Origin of the sequence: Micromonospora sp. NPDC093244, assembly GCF_040683695.1 — a bacterium.
Taxonomy (GTDB): Bacteria; Actinomycetota; Actinomycetes; order Mycobacteriales; family Micromonosporaceae; genus Micromonospora.
On sequence record NZ_JBFBEO010000001.1, the window covers coordinates 1,786,610 to 1,802,139 of the forward strand.

General features: G+C 71.8%; 16 protein-coding genes. 11 read left to right on the forward strand and 5 right to left on the reverse strand.

What is annotated here, in order from left to right; genetic code table 11:
• Positions 1-84 precede the first annotated feature (84 nt).
• From AB0N27_RS07860 to AB0N27_RS07875, 4 genes are read left to right on the forward strand one after another with little or no spacing between them, the layout of a single operon-like run.
• Positions 85-672: a TMEM165/GDT1 family protein gene (locus AB0N27_RS07860; RefSeq protein WP_364364823.1), complete on the forward strand. Its 588-nt coding sequence runs from the start codon at positions 85-87 to the stop codon at positions 670-672.
• Between the two features lie 39 nt (positions 673-711).
• Positions 712-1,074 (forward strand): DUF1622 domain-containing protein, encoded by a 363-nt coding sequence (locus AB0N27_RS07865; RefSeq protein ID WP_357990394.1) that lies wholly within the window; start codon positions 712-714, stop codon positions 1,072-1,074.
• Positions 1,071-1,403, forward strand: a complete 333-nt coding sequence (locus tag AB0N27_RS07870) for a hypothetical protein (protein WP_364364828.1) — start codon at positions 1,071-1,073, stop codon at positions 1,401-1,403. Before AB0N27_RS07865 ends, AB0N27_RS07870 begins: the two co-directional genes overlap by 4 nt.
• The gene (locus AB0N27_RS07875) at positions 1,400-1,597 is read left to right on the forward strand and encodes a hypothetical protein (RefSeq protein WP_139586568.1); all 198 of its coding nucleotides are present in this window, start codon (positions 1,400-1,402) and stop codon (positions 1,595-1,597) included. Before AB0N27_RS07870 ends, AB0N27_RS07875 begins: the two co-directional genes overlap by 4 nt.
• 57 nt (positions 1,598-1,654) lie before the next feature.
• Here the strand turns inward: AB0N27_RS07875 and nhaA are convergent, their stop codons facing one another.
• Entirely contained in the window at positions 1,655-2,998 is a 1,344-nt protein-coding gene (nhaA, locus tag AB0N27_RS07880; protein ID WP_364364831.1) for a Na+/H+ antiporter NhaA, read from the reverse strand.
• A gap of 336 nt (positions 2,999-3,334) precedes the next feature.
• On the opposite strand from nhaA, the gene AB0N27_RS07885 reads away from it, so the two are divergent.
• Positions 3,335-4,795, forward strand: a complete 1,461-nt coding sequence (locus AB0N27_RS07885) for a polysaccharide biosynthesis tyrosine autokinase (protein ID WP_364364834.1) — start codon at positions 3,335-3,337, stop codon at positions 4,793-4,795.
• On the opposite strand, the gene AB0N27_RS07890 is transcribed toward AB0N27_RS07885, so the two are convergent.
• Positions 4,776-5,330, reverse strand: a complete 555-nt coding sequence (locus AB0N27_RS07890; RefSeq protein ID WP_364364837.1) for a low molecular weight phosphatase family protein — start codon at positions 5,328-5,330, stop codon at positions 4,776-4,778. The genes AB0N27_RS07885 and AB0N27_RS07890 overlap by 20 nt on opposite strands.
• A gap of 168 nt (positions 5,331-5,498) precedes the next feature.
• On the opposite strand from AB0N27_RS07890, the gene AB0N27_RS07895 reads away from it, so the two are divergent.
• From AB0N27_RS07895 to AB0N27_RS07910, 4 genes are all read left to right on the forward strand, one after another.
• The gene (locus tag AB0N27_RS07895) at positions 5,499-6,743 is read left to right on the forward strand and encodes a glycosyltransferase family 4 protein (protein WP_364364840.1); all 1,245 of its coding nucleotides are present in this window, start codon (positions 5,499-5,501) and stop codon (positions 6,741-6,743) included.
• A 100-nt stretch (positions 6,744-6,843) separates the two neighbouring features.
• Positions 6,844-8,628: a DUF4012 domain-containing protein gene (locus AB0N27_RS07900; RefSeq protein ID WP_364364843.1), complete on the forward strand. Its 1,785-nt coding sequence runs from the start codon at positions 6,844-6,846 to the stop codon at positions 8,626-8,628.
• Between the two features lie 13 nt (positions 8,629-8,641).
• Positions 8,642-9,271, forward strand: a complete 630-nt coding sequence (locus AB0N27_RS07905) for a hypothetical protein (RefSeq protein WP_364364846.1) — start codon at positions 8,642-8,644, stop codon at positions 9,269-9,271.
• A 424-nt stretch (positions 9,272-9,695) separates the two neighbouring features.
• The gene (locus AB0N27_RS07910; RefSeq protein WP_364364849.1) at positions 9,696-10,283 is read left to right on the forward strand and encodes a hypothetical protein; all 588 of its coding nucleotides are present in this window, start codon (positions 9,696-9,698) and stop codon (positions 10,281-10,283) included.
• A 59-nt stretch (positions 10,284-10,342) separates the two neighbouring features.
• On the opposite strand, the gene AB0N27_RS07915 is transcribed toward AB0N27_RS07910, so the two are convergent.
• The gene (locus AB0N27_RS07915) at positions 10,343-11,770 is read right to left on the reverse strand and encodes an MFS transporter (protein WP_364366134.1); all 1,428 of its coding nucleotides are present in this window, start codon (positions 11,768-11,770) and stop codon (positions 10,343-10,345) included.
• Between the two features lie 85 nt (positions 11,771-11,855).
• Complete coding sequence (locus tag AB0N27_RS07920) at positions 11,856-12,092, reverse strand: hypothetical protein (protein WP_357990367.1); 237 nt, start codon at positions 12,090-12,092, stop codon at positions 11,856-11,858.
• A gap of 147 nt (positions 12,093-12,239) precedes the next feature.
• Between AB0N27_RS07920 and AB0N27_RS07925 the strand changes: the two genes are divergently transcribed.
• Together AB0N27_RS07925 and AB0N27_RS07930 are read left to right on the forward strand one after the other, a co-directional pair.
• Positions 12,240-13,364, forward strand: coding sequence for a geranylgeranyl reductase family protein (locus AB0N27_RS07925; protein WP_364364853.1), 1,125 nt, complete (start codon positions 12,240-12,242; stop codon positions 13,362-13,364).
• A gap of 122 nt (positions 13,365-13,486) precedes the next feature.
• On the forward strand, positions 13,487-13,660 hold the full coding sequence (locus AB0N27_RS07930; RefSeq protein ID WP_364364856.1) for a hypothetical protein: 174 nt from the start codon (positions 13,487-13,489) through the stop codon (positions 13,658-13,660).
• Between the two features lie 60 nt (positions 13,661-13,720).
• Here the strand turns inward: AB0N27_RS07930 and AB0N27_RS07935 are convergent, their stop codons facing one another.
• Entirely contained in the window at positions 13,721-15,514 is a 1,794-nt protein-coding gene (locus tag AB0N27_RS07935; RefSeq protein WP_364364859.1) for a 5'-nucleotidase C-terminal domain-containing protein, read from the reverse strand.
• Between the last annotated feature and the right edge of the window lie 16 nt (positions 15,515-15,530).

Genomic DNA, 15,530 nt, shown 5'->3' on the forward strand with positions numbered 1-15,530 from the left:
GGGCGAGACCTTCGACTCAGGCTGTAGCAGCCGGGTCGAGGGCGCCCCTGTACCTCCTCCCGGTGTGAAGACGGGAAGGATGTCATGGAGGGATTTTTCGCCGCGCTGGTGGTCAGCTTCGGCGTCATCTTCGTCGCCGAACTGGGGGACAAGTCCCAGTTGATGGCGCTGACCTTCGCCACGCGGTTCAAGCCCATCCCGGTGTTGATCGGCATCACCGTCGCGACGGCGGTGGTGCACCTGGCGTCGGTCGCCATCGGTGTGGGTCTCGGGGCCGTGCTTCCCACCGACTGGATCTCTCTGGTGGCCGGTGTGGCGTTCCTCGGCTTCGGCGCGTGGACCCTGCGGGGGGACAAGCTCACCGAGGAGGAGAAGAGCAAGGCGGAGAAGACCAACAAGACGGCGCTGGTGGCCGTGTCGGTGGCGTTCTTCCTCGCCGAGTTGGGCGACAAGACGATGCTCGCCACGATCACCCTCGCGACCAAGTACGGCTGGTTCGGCACCTGGCTGGGCTCCACGATCGGCATGGTGGCGGCGGACGCCCTCGCGATCATGGTCGGGCGGATGCTCGGCCGTCGCCTCCCGGAGAAGACCATCAGGTACGGCGCCGCGATCCTCTTCGCCATCTCGGGCCTCTGGCTGATCCTGGAGGCGGTGAACGAGCTGACGTGAGCACCGACTAGGCGCCCCGAGGGCGGGTAACGGCCCGGGGTGGAGCCGGCGGAGTTGCTGCGCCACGGCGACGAGGTGCTGGTCGCCGTGGTGGAGGTCGCCGGAGCTGTGGTGATCTTCGTGGGTGCCGTCTGGGCGGCGGTGCGGTTCGTGGTCGAGGGGCTGCGGCACCGTACCGCCGCCGTCTTCACTCCGATCCGGCTCACCCTGGGTCGTTTCCTGACCCTGGGTCTGGAGTTCCAGTTGGCGGCCGACGTGCTCCGGACGGCGGTGTCTCCGTCGTTCACCCAGATCGGCCAGCTGGCCGCCATCGCCACGATCCGGACGGCGCTCAACTACTTCCTGGGTCGGGAGATCCGTCAGGAGCAGCGGCAGGTGGCCGAGGGCGAGCGCCGGTCGTGACCGGCGCGCCGGCCCTGGCGGTCACCGCGCTGGCCCTCGTCACGGGTGTGGTGGTGGTGTTGAGCACCGGGGCTCCCCGGACCGCCATCCGGGTGCTGCTGGACCTGCTGGTCGCGGCAGGTCTGCTCCGGCTCGTCGGCCAGCCGGACTGGAGCGGACTGGCCGGCGCGGCGGCGATCGTCGCGCTTCGCCAGCTGCTCTGGGCGGCGCTGGGCACCGCGCCGGCGTGGCCGCGTCGACAATCCGGGCCGCCCTGCGGCGGGGACGATCACCACCTACCGTTGGCGGTGAGAGGCGGAACCGGCGAGAGCGGGAGGACAACCACATGAGCAGGCACGACGAACCGAACGAGTACGGCTTCGCCGGCGGTGCCACCGCTCCCGAGCCGCAGCCCGGCGGGAAGCCCGACGAGCGGGACGTGGCCGAGGAGGTGGCGGTGCCCGGTGACGACCTCACCGGGCCGGCGGCCGAGGCGCTGTCCGAGGAGACCGAGGAGCACCGCCCCGCCGACCGGGGGCGCTGACCGGCACGGACGGTACGTCGGGGAGCGCGGGTCGGTGCCGGCCCGCGCTCCCGGTCGTCAGCCGCCCGGGCGCTGGTAGACGTCGGGCACGCCGTCGCCGTCGGCGTCCACCCGTTCCCGTTCGGCGACGCGCCGGTACGCGGCGTTGCGCCGCAGCAGCACGACGGCGGCCATCCCGGCGGAGATCACCGAGCCGGCCAGCACCGCGGTCTTCACCCGCCCGTCGGCGACCGTGCCGGCGCCGAAGGCCAGGTCGCCGATGAGCAGCGACACGGTGAATCCGACGCCGGCGAGCAGCGCGATGCCGAGCAGGTCGGCCCATCTGATGTCCTCGTCGAGTTCGGCGCGGGTGAACCGGGCCAGCAGCCAGGTCGACCCGAAGATCCCCACGCTCTTGCCCACGACCAGACCGGCGACGATGGCGATGACCACCGGGTCGGTCAGCAGAGCCCCCACGTCGGTGGCGCGCAGCGTGACGCCGGCCGCGAACAGGGCGAAGACCGGCACGGCGAAGCCTGCGGACACCGGCCGCCACAGGTGTTCCAGGTGCGCGGCGAGACCACCGGCGTCGTCGGTCGGGCGCGCGGCGCTCGACGGCTCGCCCGCCGGGCGGCGGGCCAGGACCGGCACGGTGAAGCCGAGCAGGACGCCGGCCACCGTGGCGTGCACACCTGAGGCGTGCACCAGCGCCCAGGTGGCAACCGCGAGGGGGATCAGCGCCCACCACCAGGTACGCCCCCGACGGACCAGCAGCGCGAAGATCGCGATAGGGACCAGCGCGGCGAGCAGCGGTACGGGATGGAAGTCGGCTGTGTAGAAGACCGCGATGATGGTGATCGCGAACAGGTCGTCGACCACGGCGAGGGTGAGCAGGAAGGCGCGCAGGCCCTGGGGCAGGTGGGAGCTCACCACCGCGAGCACGGCCAGCGCGAAGGCGATGTCCGTGGCGGTCGGGATCGCCCAGCCGCGTAGCCCCTCTCCGCCGCCGGCCACCACGACCGCCACGTAGATGAGCGCGGGCAGCAGCATTCCGCCGAGGGCGGCCACCACCGGCAGGGCCGCCCGTCGCGGGTCGCGCAGTTCCCCGACGACGAATTCGCGTTTGAGTTCGAGCCCCACCACGAAGAAGAAGATGGCCAGCAGGCCGTCCGCGGCCCAGGTGGCCAGAGAAAGGTCGAGGTGCCAGCGCGCGCCAGCGGGCCAGGGCACCCAGTCGCCGAGCCGCAGGTACGCGTCGGACCAGGGCGAGTTCGCCCAGATCAGCGCGATCACGGCGCCGAGCAGGAGCAGGGCGCCGCCGACCGTCTCGGTGCGCAGGACGTCGGCCAGGTGCCGCGCCTCGGGCCAGGACGACCGGGAGAACAGCCGGAACCGGTCGGCGGGCGGGGTGGGGTCGGCCATGTGCGGGGTTCACCTCGGGTGTCGGGACGGCAGGAATCCGTTCGCCGACCAGACTTCCCGGCACACCGCTGTCGACCCTATCCGGGCGCGCACGCCGCGCCGACCGCGGGGGCCGAACGGACACCGCCTGATCGGTTGGCGACTTTTCCCCGATGTCGCCGCTGCCGAATGGCCTTCTGTCGGGTTGGTCATGTCGGCGCACATCTCGTCGCCGAAAATACATAACTCCGGACATAAGCCGTATGAGCGGCTTTAATGGTTTCACGAGTTTAAGACGACCTTGGGGGTTTTCGTGAAGTTCTTTGGCGTAACCGGATCGGCACGGAGGCGCGCCTGATGGACCTGCTCCGCCAATTGCGGCACGTACGTCGGCACTGGTGGCTCGTGCTGGTCACGGTCATGGTCGCTCTGGGTCTCTCGGCGTTCTTGACCGTACGGGCCCAACCCCGGTACGTCGCCTCGGTGACGTTCTTCGTCACCACCCCCAACCAGGGCGTCACCGACGCCTACCAGGGCGGGCTCTTCCTGCAGCAGCGCGTCAAGTCGTACGCCGACCTGCTCACCAGTGACCGGCTGGCCCAGAGCGTGGTGGCCGAGACCCCGGTCGGGCTCACCGCGGACGAGGTGCAGCGCCGGGTGAGCACCACCACCGAGGCCGGCACCGTCCTGCTGCGGGCGTCGATCACCGACACCGACCAGACCCGCGCCCTGCGGGTGACCGAGACCCTCGCCGCGAAGTTCGTCGACCTCGTGCAGAAGGTGGAGACGCCACCCGAGGGCAAGGCCCCGATCAAGATCGAGGTGGTGAGCGGTCCACGGGTCAGCGCGAGCCCCGTCTCACCCCAGCCGGTACGGAACCTCACCCTCGGAGGGCTGATCGGTCTGGTGCTCGGCGTCGGCCTGGCGATCCTGCGCGGCGTGGCCGACATCCGGTTGCGTGACGCCGCGGGCCTGCAACGGGCCACCGGCAGTCCGCTGCTCGGTGAGATCCCGTTCGAGAGCAGCGCCCGGACGGCGCCGCTGATCGTCGGCGACGCCGCGACCTCGGCGCGCGCCGAGGCGGTCCGCAAGCTGCGGACCAACCTGCGCTTCGTGGACGTGCACGAGCCGGCCCGGGTCATCGCCGTCACCAGCGCCCTGCAGGGCGAGGGCAAGACCACCCTCTCCTGCAACCTGGCCATCGCCCTCGCCGAGGCCGGCTGGCGGGTCCTGCTTGTCGACGCGGACCTGCGCCGGCCCAAGGTCGACGAATACCTGGGTCTGGACGCCGGCGTCGGCCTGACCGACGTGCTGGTCGGCGACGTGCAGGTCGGTGACGTGGTGCAGCGCTGGGGCGACAAGTCTCTGCTGGTGCTGCCCAGCGGCTCGGCCCCGCCGAACCCGAGCGAGCTGCTCGGCTCCAAGGCGATGGCCGATCTGCTGCTGGCGCTGCGCGAGTCGGCGGACATCGTGATCATCGACACCGCGCCGCTGCTCGCGGTGACCGACGGTGTGGTGGTGGCCGTGCAGGCCGACGGCGCGCTGCTGGTGAGCCAGCAGGGTCGCACCTCGCGGACCCAGGTGGCCGCCGCGGCCCGTTCGCTGCACTCGGTCTCGGTGCGGCTGCTGGGCTGTGTGCTGAACATGGCCAAGGTGGCCAAGGCCGAGGCGTACCAGTACGAGGCCTACCGGGTGGTCGCGTCGACCGCCACGCCGTCGGTGCCTACCGACCGGGCGACCGCGGCCAAGCACAGCGAGAGCAACGGGGTCAACGGCGTCAGCGACCGCACCCAGGAGCTCACCCGGCTGCCCCGATGAGCGCGGCGAGGGGTCGCAGCGACCGTTCGATCTCCTCGGCGCAGCGTCGGAAGTCGGCGGCGGTGCCGCCGATCGGGTCCCGGAGGTCATCCGCGTCGGGGGCGGCGGGTTGCAGCCGCCCCCGCGCGCGGGTGGCGGCGGCTATCGCGGCTCCCAGCGGATCGTCGGCCGGCTCGGTGGCCGGTTCGGCAGCCGCGGCCAACCGGCCGAACTGGAGCATCGTGAACGTCCGGTGCAGCGCCGTGGGCGCCAGCGCGGTGCAGACCGAGCGCTGGCGCCGGGTCGCGGTGAGCACAAGCGTCGCGTCGGCCAGGTACTCCGGGCGCAGCGTCCGGCTCCGGAAGTCCGCCGGGTCCGCGCCGCTCTCGGCCGCGATCTCCATGGCGTACGGATGCATGGTCATGCCGTCCATCCCGTCGGTGCCGGCGCTGGCCACGGTGACCGGCTGGTCGGCGAGCAGGCGACGGGCCAGGTACTCGGCCATCGGCGATCGGCACAGGTTGGCGTGGCAGACGAACAGCACGCGGTCGGCCATCGGGGTCCCTTCCGTCGGTGCGGACCCGGCTGGGCGCACCGCGAGCGCGGTGCGTCGACGCCGGTGGCCGCGCGGGGAGGGGTTGTCGGCATCGTACGCGGGCCGGGTGCCGGCCGGGTGCGGTGCCGCGCCGACCGGGGCCGATCCGCTGTGGACGGCGGTGTCCCGGTGAAGATCGGCATCCTGTCGTACCACTTCCCACCCGAACCGGCGTTCATTCCGGGGAGCCTCGCGGAGGCGCTGGCCGCGCGGGGGCACGAGGTTCGGGTGCTCACCGGCTTCCCGGACTACCCCGGCGGGCACGTCTACCCGGGCTGGCGGCAGCGCTGGCACCACGAGACGCACAGTGAACGGCTGACCGTCCGGCGCGTGCCGAGGTACACCGGCGCGGGCGCCTCCACCGGCGCCCGGATGGCCAGTTACCTGTCCTTCGCGGGCAGCGCCACGATGGCCGCGCGCCGCGTCCTGGGCGATGTCGACGCGCTGTATGTCTTCCAGCTGCCGGCCACCACGTTCGCCGCGGCCGGGGTGTTGCGGCTGCTCGGGCGGGTGCCGACGGTGCTGCACGTCCAGGACGTCTGGGCGCGCGACGGCGCCGCCGAGGCGGCCGAGGGGCGGTGGGCGACGCGGATGTCCGCCGCGATGACGAGGATCTACCGGTCCGCCGCGCGGGTGGCGGTGGCCGCGCCGTCCATGCGGGACCTGGTGGTCGCCGCCGGCGCCGACCCGGCACGGGTCCAGGTGGTGCTGAACTGGACCGACGAGCGGATCTTCCATCCGGCGACGCCGGACGCCGCGGCCCGCCAGCTGGTCCGCCGCGACGGTAGGTGCGTGGTGATGCACGCCGGCACGATCGGCGTCCGGCAGGGGCTGGAGACGGCGGTACGGGCGGCGGCGGCGCTGGACCGGACGATGGATCTGGTCCTGGTCGGCTCGGGTGGCGAGGAGCGGCGGGTGCGGGGGCTCGCCGCCGAGTTGGGCGCGGAGAACGTCCGCTTCGTGGAGCGGCGCTCGCCTGTCGACATGCCGCAGTTGTACGCCGCCGCCGACTACCAGCTGGTGATGTTGCGGGATCTGCCGGAGCTGCGGGGCATGGTGCCCGGCAAGCTGCAGGCCGCGCTCTCCTGTGCCGCGCCGGTGGTGGCCTCGGCCGGCGGCGATACCGCCGAGCTGGTCGAACGGGCCCGGGCGGGGCTGTCCTGCCCGCCGGAGGACTGGGCCGCGCTGGCCGACCGGTTCTGGTTGGCCGCGACGATCCCCGGTCCGGCGCGGGTCGAGATGGGTCGCCGGGGGCGTGCGGCGTACCTGCGGGAGATGTCGTTGCCGGCCGGGGTCGACCGGATCGAGCGGCTGCTGTACGAGGCGGCCGGTCGTGTCGAGGAGCTCGCGGCGCCGCGAATGAACCTCGCGTAAGCGACGAGAAATGCCATAACGGTACGAGAGTGCGCGATGCGTGCTAAGAACGTCAGGGGGAAATCGGACTTTGTGTCCGGTTCCGGATGGGGAGTGTGGTGTGACGGAGAGCGAACGGCCTCGCCGGCGGCGTAGCCGGTCCCGGCGTCGCCGGCGGGCGCGACTGCGGCGGGCGCTGCTCGGCGCCCTGGTGGTCGCGTCGCTGCTGCTGACGGTGGGAGGCTGGGTCGGCTTTCGTGGGTGGCAGGCGCGCTCGCACCTGCTCAACGCCGCCGGTCTGGCGCGGGAGTTGAGCGCCCAGGTGGTCGGCGGGGACACCGACCGCGCCCTGCGGACACTCGCCGCCCTCCAGGAGCAGGCCGGCGCGGCCCGAGCCGCGACCAACGACCCGGGCTGGGCGCTCGGCCGGCACACGCCGATCGCTGGCGACGACCTCGACGCCGTGCGGCAGATCGCGGTCGCCATCGACGAGCTGGCCCGGCACGCGTTCCCGACCCTGCTCCGGACGGACCTGACCAGCCTCGTCCCGACCGACGGCCGGCTGGACCTGGCCCGGCTGACCTCGGTCTCCACCGAACTGTCAGGGGTGAACGAGGCGGTGCAGCGCACCCGGCGCGACCTGGCCGAGGTGCCCGGCGACCGGCTCGTCAACCAGGTCCGCCAGGCGCTTACCGACCTGCGGGGTGAGATCGACCGCTTGGCCGGCCTGACCGCCGCCGCCGACCGGGCTGCCCGCCTGCTGCCGCCGCTGCTCGGCATGCACGGCTCGCGGAAGTACCTGCTTGTCTCGCAGAACCTCGCCGAGTTGCGGGCGACCGGCGGCATGTTCGGCGCGTACGCGATGATCGAGGCCGAGAACGGCGCGGTCAAGATGGGTCAGCAGGGCAGCAGCGCGTCCCTGGGCCGGTTCACGCCGGCGTTGAAGCTGCCGGCGGAGACCCGCGCGATCTGGACCGACCTGCCCGGCATCTATCCCGCAGACGTCAACCTGAGCCCGCACTTCCCGACGGCCGCCGCGCTGTACCGGGAGATGTTCCGGCGCAAGACCGGGACGACTGTCGACGGTGTGCTCGCCGTCGACCCGGTGGTGCTGTCCTATCTGCTCAAGGCGACAGGGCCGGTGCTGGTGCCCGGAGGCGTGCCCCTGGCCAGCGAGAAGGTCGTGCAGACCCTGCTCAACGACAGTTACCAGCGGCTTGACGTCCGGGAGCAGGACAGGTTCTTCGCCTCCTCGGCCGCCGCGGTGTTCGACGCCTTTTTCAAGAAGAATGTCAACCCACGGGTGTTGTTGTCCGCATTTGACCGTGCTATCACTGAACGCCGGATATTGTTCTGGAGTGCCCGACCTGAGGAACAGCGGACGTTCGGCGGCAGCCGGATGGCCGGGACGCTTCCGGAACAGGACACCGTGCCGACCGTCGGCGTGTTCCTCAACGACGGCAGCGGCGCGAAGCTCGGCTACTACCTGCGGCCGACGGCGAACCTGACGGTGGGCGAATGCCGCCCCGACGGTCGCCGCGAGCTCCGGCTGCGGGTGACCCTGCGCTCGACGGCGCCGAAGTCCGGACTCAGCGAGTCCGTCCTCGGCCTCGGCCTGGCCGGTGATCCGTACACCGCACGCACTCTGGTGTCGATCTTCAGCCCGGCCGGTGGAGCGGTGCTCGAGGCCCGGCTCGACGGGACCGAAACGGCGCTTGGCAGCGGCACGGAACGCCGCCGCCAGGTGGCGACGGCAAGCGTCGACGTGGGTCCCGGGGCCGAACGGGCGCTGGAGGTCACCGTGCTGACGGCCAAGACCGGCGTCGGACAGGCCGAGCTGTGGCTGACCCCCACCGCCAGCCCTTGGACCACCCAAGTTCATTCCGCACCAAGCTGTGACCAGTAGGAGGGAACCAATCATGCGGCTATCCCGCATCATCATGGCGCTCACGGTCGGCCTGGCCGTGGTGGCCGTGCCGACGGCAGCGGGGGCGGCACAGCCGCAGCCGACGCCCAGTGCGACCACCGACCCGCCCCAGCCGCCGCCGTACCCGCCGACCGCCGCGTCACTGACCGTCAACCGCCCGACGATCTTCCTCGGCGAGACGGTCGTGCTGACCGGTAGGGGCTTCGGTCCGAACGAGACGGTCGACATCACGGTGACAGTGACGCCGCTCGCCGCTCCCGCGGCCGGTCAGGCGCCGGCGCGTCGCAGCGACGGCACCACGGTCGCCATGGCGCCGGTGGCGTACCAGGCGAGCGCGCCGCTGAGCTTCACGGCGTTCACCGACGCCCAGGGCCGCTTCACCAGGAGCTACCGGCCGTCGGTGACGGGTCTGCTGACCTTCACCGCCACCGGTCGGGAGTCCGGTCGGACAGCCACCGCCGAGCTGCGGGTGCTGCACAAGAAGCAGCCGCTGCCCGTCACCGGTGACAGCATCGGTACGCCCATGAAGCTCGGCGGCGGCCTGGTCGGCGCCGGCGCGCTCATGTTGCTGCTGACCCTGGCCTGGCGTCGTCGCCAGCGCTTTGGTGGGGCTGCGCACTGATCGGCACCACCGCCGGGCAGTGCCCGGATCTCACCTGAGGCTGGTGCCCGCCGGATTCGTCCGGCGGGCACCAGCCCGTCCTGTGTGCGGGCTGTCCGGTCTCATCCGATCGCCATCCGCATGAGGGGTATGTCCCGGTCTGGGTCGTGACCGGGCGCACCCGTGCGGCGGAATGGTGGCGGGCCGGGGGCCGTTACACACCCCGACGACCGCAGGACCACGGGCCCGCCGGCCCGCGGGTCAGGCCCCGGGAATGACCCCCGGCCGCCGGTCGTTACACCCGGTCCGGCACCGCGAGCCCCCCGCTCGTGGCGGTCGGGACCGAAGACTTCCCCCGTGTACGCGCAGCGCCGGACGAGGTGCTCACACCCGGCTCCACCCATCGGTGGCAGCGGGTGGACCTACCCCCGAAGGAGCTACCCCCATGAACACGATCATGCGCAAGAGTGTGCTGTCGGTTGCTGGTATGGCGTTCGTCGGTGGCGTGTTCGCCGGCCCGGTCGCCCACGCCGTCAACAACCCCGTCGGCGATGCCAGGCCGGTGGCGGTCGTGCAGGCCGACAAGCCGGACATCGGCACCCTGATCCCGCACGGCACCCAGGGCGCCCAGTCGCACATCGACCTGAACGACGAGCAGACCGCCAACGTCAAGGCGATCATCGCCGCGACGAAGAAGGCAGGCCTGCCCGAGCGCGCCGCGGTCATCTCGATCGCGACGAGCCTGCAGGAGTCGAAGCTGGAGAACCTGGGCCACCTCGGCGACATGAACGACCACGACTCGCTGGGCCTGTTCCAGCAGCGCCCGTCCAGTGGTTGGGGCACGCCGGAGCAGATCACCGACCCCGAGTACTCGACTATGGCGTTCCTCAAGGGCCTGAAGCAGGTCGACGGCTGGCAGGACATGCCGCTGACCGTCGCCGCGCAGACGGTGCAGGTCTCGGCCTACCCGGACGCGTACGCGCAGTGGGAGCAGCAGGCCGCTGACCTGGTCGCCCAGTACTGGAACAGCTGACCCGCAGATGGGCCGGCACCCCGACCCGGGGTGCCGGCCATCGGCGTACCCCAGGGTTGTCAGCCCTTGCGCAGGATGTCGACAAGGGCGGCGACCAGCGCGAGCGCGATGATCCCGGTGGCCAGCACGAGTGACGTCTCGAAGGCGGTGGTCCAGTTGCCGCGGCTGTCGGCGAGGGCGGAGAAGAACATCGAGCCGACCGCGGCGATGCCCGCCGCGGCGCCGATCCGCTGACCGGTCTGGAGCATGCCCGCTCCGCTGCCCGCCTGGTGCACGGGCACCTGGGCGAGGGTGAGTGTCTGGTTGGGGGCGATCACCAGCCCGCTGCCGATCCCGGCGACGAGCAGGGGAGCGGCGGTGACCCAGGGCGCCGGGGCGTCCGGCGCGAGGCGGAGCGCGACGACCGTCGCGGCCAGGCCGATGACCACGGCGAGCAGTCCGATCCCGACAAGCGGTCGACCGAACCGGTTGACGATACGTCCGCCCAGCGCGGACGCGGCGGCCGACCCGAGGGCGAACGGTGTGATGGCCAGGCCGGCGACGAGCGCGCTGTAGCCGAGGCCGTTCTGCAGGTACAGGGTGAAGACGAAGAAGATCGCGGTGAAGCCACCGAAGTAGATGAGCGCGATGAGTGCGCCCAGGGAGTACGACTGGAAGGTGAACAGCTTCAGGTCGAACAGGGGCTCGTGGTGGCGTGCGTACGACCGCTCCCAGAGCCCGAACGCGACGAGGACCGCGAGGCCGGCCGGGATGAGCGCCCACTTCCAGGGGGTCTGCCACTGCTGTTGCTGCACAAGTGGCAGCAGGAGCAGGACAACGCCCACGCCGAGCAGCAGTACGCCCACGGGGTCGAGCCGCCGCCGGTCCGGCTTGCCCTCGGGGCGGCTGGGCAGCAGTCGCCAGCCGAGGATGACCGCGAGGATGCCGACGGGCACGTTGACGAAGAAGACCCACCGCCAGCCGTGCGCCTCGCCACCGACGGCGATCAGCAGTCCGCCGAGCAGGGGCCCGACGGCTGTGGAGATACCGATCGTGGCGCCGAGCAGCCCGAACGGGCGGGCGCGCTCCGACCCCCGGAACAGCTGCTGGATCAGGCCGGTCACCTGCGGGTTGACCACGCCTGCCGCGGCGCCCTGGAGCAGCCGGGCCGCGACCAGCCAGGTCGGTGAGGTGGCCAGGCCGGCGAGCGCGCTGGTAAGGGTGAACAGGGAGATGCCGAACACGAACGCGTTGCGCCGTCCGCGGGCGTCGCCGAAGCGACCGGCGGGCACGAGGACCAGGCCGAAGGTGAGCGCGTACCCGGACAGGACCCACTGGAGGTCGCTCGGTGAGGCGTGCAACGCGCGGTCGATGGACGGCACCGCGACGTTGACGATGCTCACGTCGAGCAGCGTCATGAACGCGGCGACCAACCCGACGCCGAGGGCCTGCCAGCGTTTGCGGTTCTCGGCGGCGTCGAGCGGCTGCGGCGCCTGCGCTGTGCTCATCGAGCCGCCCGCCGACCGGTGATCGTCCATTTCTGCTCGCTACCCCGGTCGTCGGGGGCCGAATCGCCGCGGGCGGTCCCTCGGGTCACGCCATCTGGCGGGCGCAGAACCGGGGTCCGAAGTCGAGGCCGGCCAGCGGGGAGTCCTCGCGGTGCAGCAGGCCCTTCTCGGTGAGCTGGTGCAGTGGGGCGTGCACCTGCTCCTCGGTCAGTCCGGCCTCCTCGCTGATGAGGTCGGGGTACGGCACGTGCCCGCGCTGTTCGAGGGTGGTGACCGCCTGGTACACCCGTTGCTCGACCTCCGACAGCTGCACCTGCTGCATGATCTCCTCCTTTGTCCGTCCGCTCCGCGCGGACGTTTGCGCAGCGTGGGGTACCCCCTGTGGCAGCGAAGATGCCCACCCGATCGGGCGGTCGAGGCGGCGTGCCGCAGCCGGTCCGCGCGGCGTGCGGTGCCCTAGGCTGCAACCGTGATCATCTGGGATCTCATCGTCGTCGGCGCCGGCCCCGCCGGGCTCTCCGCGGCCCACGCCGCCGCCCGGGCGGGCGTGCGCACCCTGGTCGTCGAGCGGGCCGCGCACCCGAGGTACAAGACGTGCGGTGGTGGCCTGATCGGCACGTCGCTGACCGCCGTCCGGGACCGGATCGAGGTGCCCGCGCGCGACCGGGTGGATCGTGTGACGTTCACCAGGGACGGTCGCCGGGAGTTCACCCGCCGGCACGGCAGCCCAGTGGTGACCATGGTGCGCCGGGATGAGTTCGACGACCGGTTGCGCGCGGCGGCGGTCGCCGCCGGCGCGCAGGTCCGCGAGCAGGTAGCGGTCCGTGCGATCGAGCAGGACCCCGATCAGGTACGCCTGCGACTGGCCGACGGTACGACGCTCACGGCGCGGACGGTGATCGGCGCGGACGGGTCGTCCGGGGTGACAGCCCGGCACGTGGGGGTGCGGTACCGGCAGGTGGATCTCGGTCTGGAGTTGGAGGTGCCGGTGCCGCCGGCGGAGCAGGAGCGGTGGCGGGGCCGTCTGCTGCTGGACTGGGGGGCGATGCCCGGCTCCTATGCGTGGGTCTTCCCCAAGGGTGAGCGCCTGACGGTCGGGGTGATCGCGGCCCGGGGCGCGGGGGAGGGGACGCGGGATTATCTGCGGCACTTCGTCGACCGGTTGGGGTTGACCGGGCTGCCGGCGGAGCACGACTCCGGTCATCTGACGCGCTGCCGCGAGGAGGATTCCCCGCTGCGTGCCGGTCGGGTGCTGGTGGCCGGTGACGCGGCGGGGCTGTTGGAGCCGTGGAGCCGCGAGGGCATCAGCTTCGCGCTGCGCTCCGGGGAGTTGGCCGGCGTGGCTGTCGCCGCCGGCGAGCTGGACGGGTACGAGCGGGCGGTGGCCGAGCGTCTGGTGCCGGAGATGCGGGCGGGGTTCCGGCTGCTCGACGTGTTCACCCGCCGTCCGGAGGTGTTCCACGCGCTGCTGGCGACGCCGCCGGGCTGGCGGATGTTCGTGCAGTTCTGTCAGGGGCGGGCGAGCTTCGCCGAGATGCTCCAGCGCCGGCCCATCCGGGCGGCGCTCGGGGTGCTGGACCGGCTGCCCGGCTGACCGTCGCACCCCATTCACCCAGGATCCTAGGATGGCCTGCAGGTTGTGCGGTGGGGCGCACAGCGGAAGCTTCCGCCGACGCACCAGCGGCCGGAGAATGACGGGGGAGCAGGGAGGTGACGATGGCCGAGCAGCCGTTCACCGATGACGAGTACGCGTTTCTGCGCCACGTGCGGTTCGGGGAGCTGCCGCCCGCCGTCCGCCCGGACGACCGGGTCGCGTTGACCGAGACGGACCCGGGGCGGGACGGGCCGGACAGGACCGAGGACCCGATCCGCTGGAACGTGCAGGGCTGAGAACGCGCGACGGGCCGCGGGTGATCACCACCCACGGCCCGCCTCGACGGGTTGCTCCGGTCAGAAGACCGGCACGCCCTCGCGCACCAGGCGCCAGTTGGGCTGGAAGAAGTCGGCCGGGTTGATCGTCCCCCTGGCCTGTGCCCAGTCGATGAGCAGCTGGCGGATCTCCTGCTGCTCGTTGTAGACCTGGGTCTTGACGATGCCGGGGAAGTTGCCGCCGCCGCTGCGCCGGTAGTTGTTCACCGCCATCACGAACTGCGCGTTGTCCGCGACGGGGGTGTCGGTCCCGGGCAGCACCAGGCGGGTGATCCGCTGGCCGATCGGCTTGGAGATGTCGATGTCGTAGTCCAGGCCGGAGATCACGTCGTAGTTGTAGTCCGGCACGGCCGGCGAGTCGCTGATCTGCTCCGGGTCGACCGGGGCGCCCGGGGCGAAGGTCCGGAAGTACTTCGCCGAGTACTCCAGGTACGCGCGCACCTCGGCGCCGCTGAGCACGACCGCCTCGAGGGTGTTGTCGTACACGTAGAGCCCGGCCACGTCGCGGATCTTGACGTCGCCGGCGGGGAAGACCGCAGTGCGGCTGAACGGCGAGGCCTGCGACAGCACCGGCAGATCGGCGTACTGCGTGCCGGCCAGGGCCTTCGTGACGGTCTCGGCCTGGACGTGGTTGATGAAGTCCAGGATGGGCGTGTCCTTGTATCGCGACTCCACGGTGGACATCTCCACGGTGGCCTGGGCGACCACCTGGTTGACGTACGCGATGGTCTTCTGGTGCTGGGCCCGTACGGCGGCGAGCACCTTCGGGTCCTCGACCACCGTGTTGGTGTTCAGCATGGTGGCGGCCTTCTTGGTGATCGTCCACCGGCCCCGCTCGCGCGCGAGGGTGAAGTCCATCCGGGTGAGCCGCTGGCCCCACTTCGACGGCTCGGAGAGCAGCACCTGAGCGCCGGTGCGCTCGTTGGTGACGAACCGCTCGACCACCTCGTTGTGTGCGTGCCCGAACAGGATCGCGTCGATGCCCGGCACCTGCTGGGCGATCAGCGCCACCGGGTTCTCGTTCGGCAGCTCCGGGCCGTAGCTGGACGTGCCGCTGTCGCCGCCGTGCGCCGAGATCAGCACCAGGTCCGCGCCGCGGGCCCGCATGATCGGCACGTACTTCGCGGCGGTGGCGATCATGTCGTCGAACCGCAGCCGGCCCTCGACGTTGCCCTTGTCCCAGATGGCCACGCCGGGGTTGGTCAGGCCGAGGATGCCGACGCGCAGGGTCGGCGCGGCGAAGCCGAGGGAGACCTTCTTGATGACGTACGGCTGGAAGGCCGGCTTGCCGGTCTTCGCGTTCACCGCGTTGGCGGCGAGCGCCGGGAAGCCGAGCTGGCGGATCCACAGGTCCAGCAACGGCAGACCGTAGTTGAACTCGTGGTTGCCGAGCGTCACCGCGTCGTAGTCGATGATGTTCATGGCGCGGGCCATCGGGTGCTTCTCACCGGTGGCGGTGATCGGTTCCTGCTTGGCGTAGAACGTCGCGAGGGGAGTGCCCTGGATGGTGTCGCCGGCGTCGAGCACAAGCGTCGCCCTGCCGCGCCGCTCGGCGCGGATCTGGTTGATCAGAGTGGCGAGCTTCGCGACGCCGATGTCGTTGTGCTTGCTGTCGTCGTACTCGGCGTCGCGGTAGTAGTCCCAGTTGTAGACGTTGCCGTGGGTGTCCGACGTGCCCAGGAGGGTGAGGTCCCAGGTGCGTGACCGGGCCGGGCCGGCCGCCTGCGCGGGGGCGGCAGCGATCAGCGGGGCGGTCGCCGCCGCGGCCGCGGCGGCGAGCACCTGGCGACGCGACGGGCCGGAGGGAGAGGTCATGACATGCCTTTCCAAG

Coding starts and splice junctions, on each gene's coding strand:
- AB0N27_RS07930 (WP_364364856.1), top strand. CDS start 13,487: ATGGCCGAGCAGCCGTTCACCGATGACGAGTACGCGTTTCTGCGCCAC.
- AB0N27_RS07935 (WP_364364859.1), bottom strand. CDS start 15,514: ATGACCTCTCCCTCCGGCCCGTCGCGTCGCCAGGTGCTCGCCGCCGCG.
- nhaA (WP_364364831.1), bottom strand. CDS start 2,998: ATGGCCGACCCCACCCCGCCCGCCGACCGGTTCCGGCTGTTCTCCCGG.
- AB0N27_RS07890 (WP_364364837.1), bottom strand. CDS start 5,330: ATGGCCGACCGCGTGCTGTTCGTCTGCCACGCCAACCTGTGCCGATCG.
- AB0N27_RS07905 (WP_364364846.1), top strand. CDS start 8,642: ATGCGGCTATCCCGCATCATCATGGCGCTCACGGTCGGCCTGGCCGTG.
- AB0N27_RS07920 (WP_357990367.1), bottom strand. CDS start 12,092: ATGCAGCAGGTGCAGCTGTCGGAGGTCGAGCAACGGGTGTACCAGGCG.
- AB0N27_RS07915 (WP_364366134.1), bottom strand. CDS start 11,770: ATGAGCACAGCGCAGGCGCCGCAGCCGCTCGACGCCGCCGAGAACCGC.
- AB0N27_RS07910 (WP_364364849.1), top strand. CDS start 9,696: ATGAACACGATCATGCGCAAGAGTGTGCTGTCGGTTGCTGGTATGGCG.
- AB0N27_RS07875 (WP_139586568.1), top strand. CDS start 1,400: ATGAGCAGGCACGACGAACCGAACGAGTACGGCTTCGCCGGCGGTGCC.
- AB0N27_RS07885 (WP_364364834.1), top strand. CDS start 3,335: ATGGACCTGCTCCGCCAATTGCGGCACGTACGTCGGCACTGGTGGCTC.
- AB0N27_RS07860 (WP_364364823.1), top strand. CDS start 85: ATGGAGGGATTTTTCGCCGCGCTGGTGGTCAGCTTCGGCGTCATCTTC.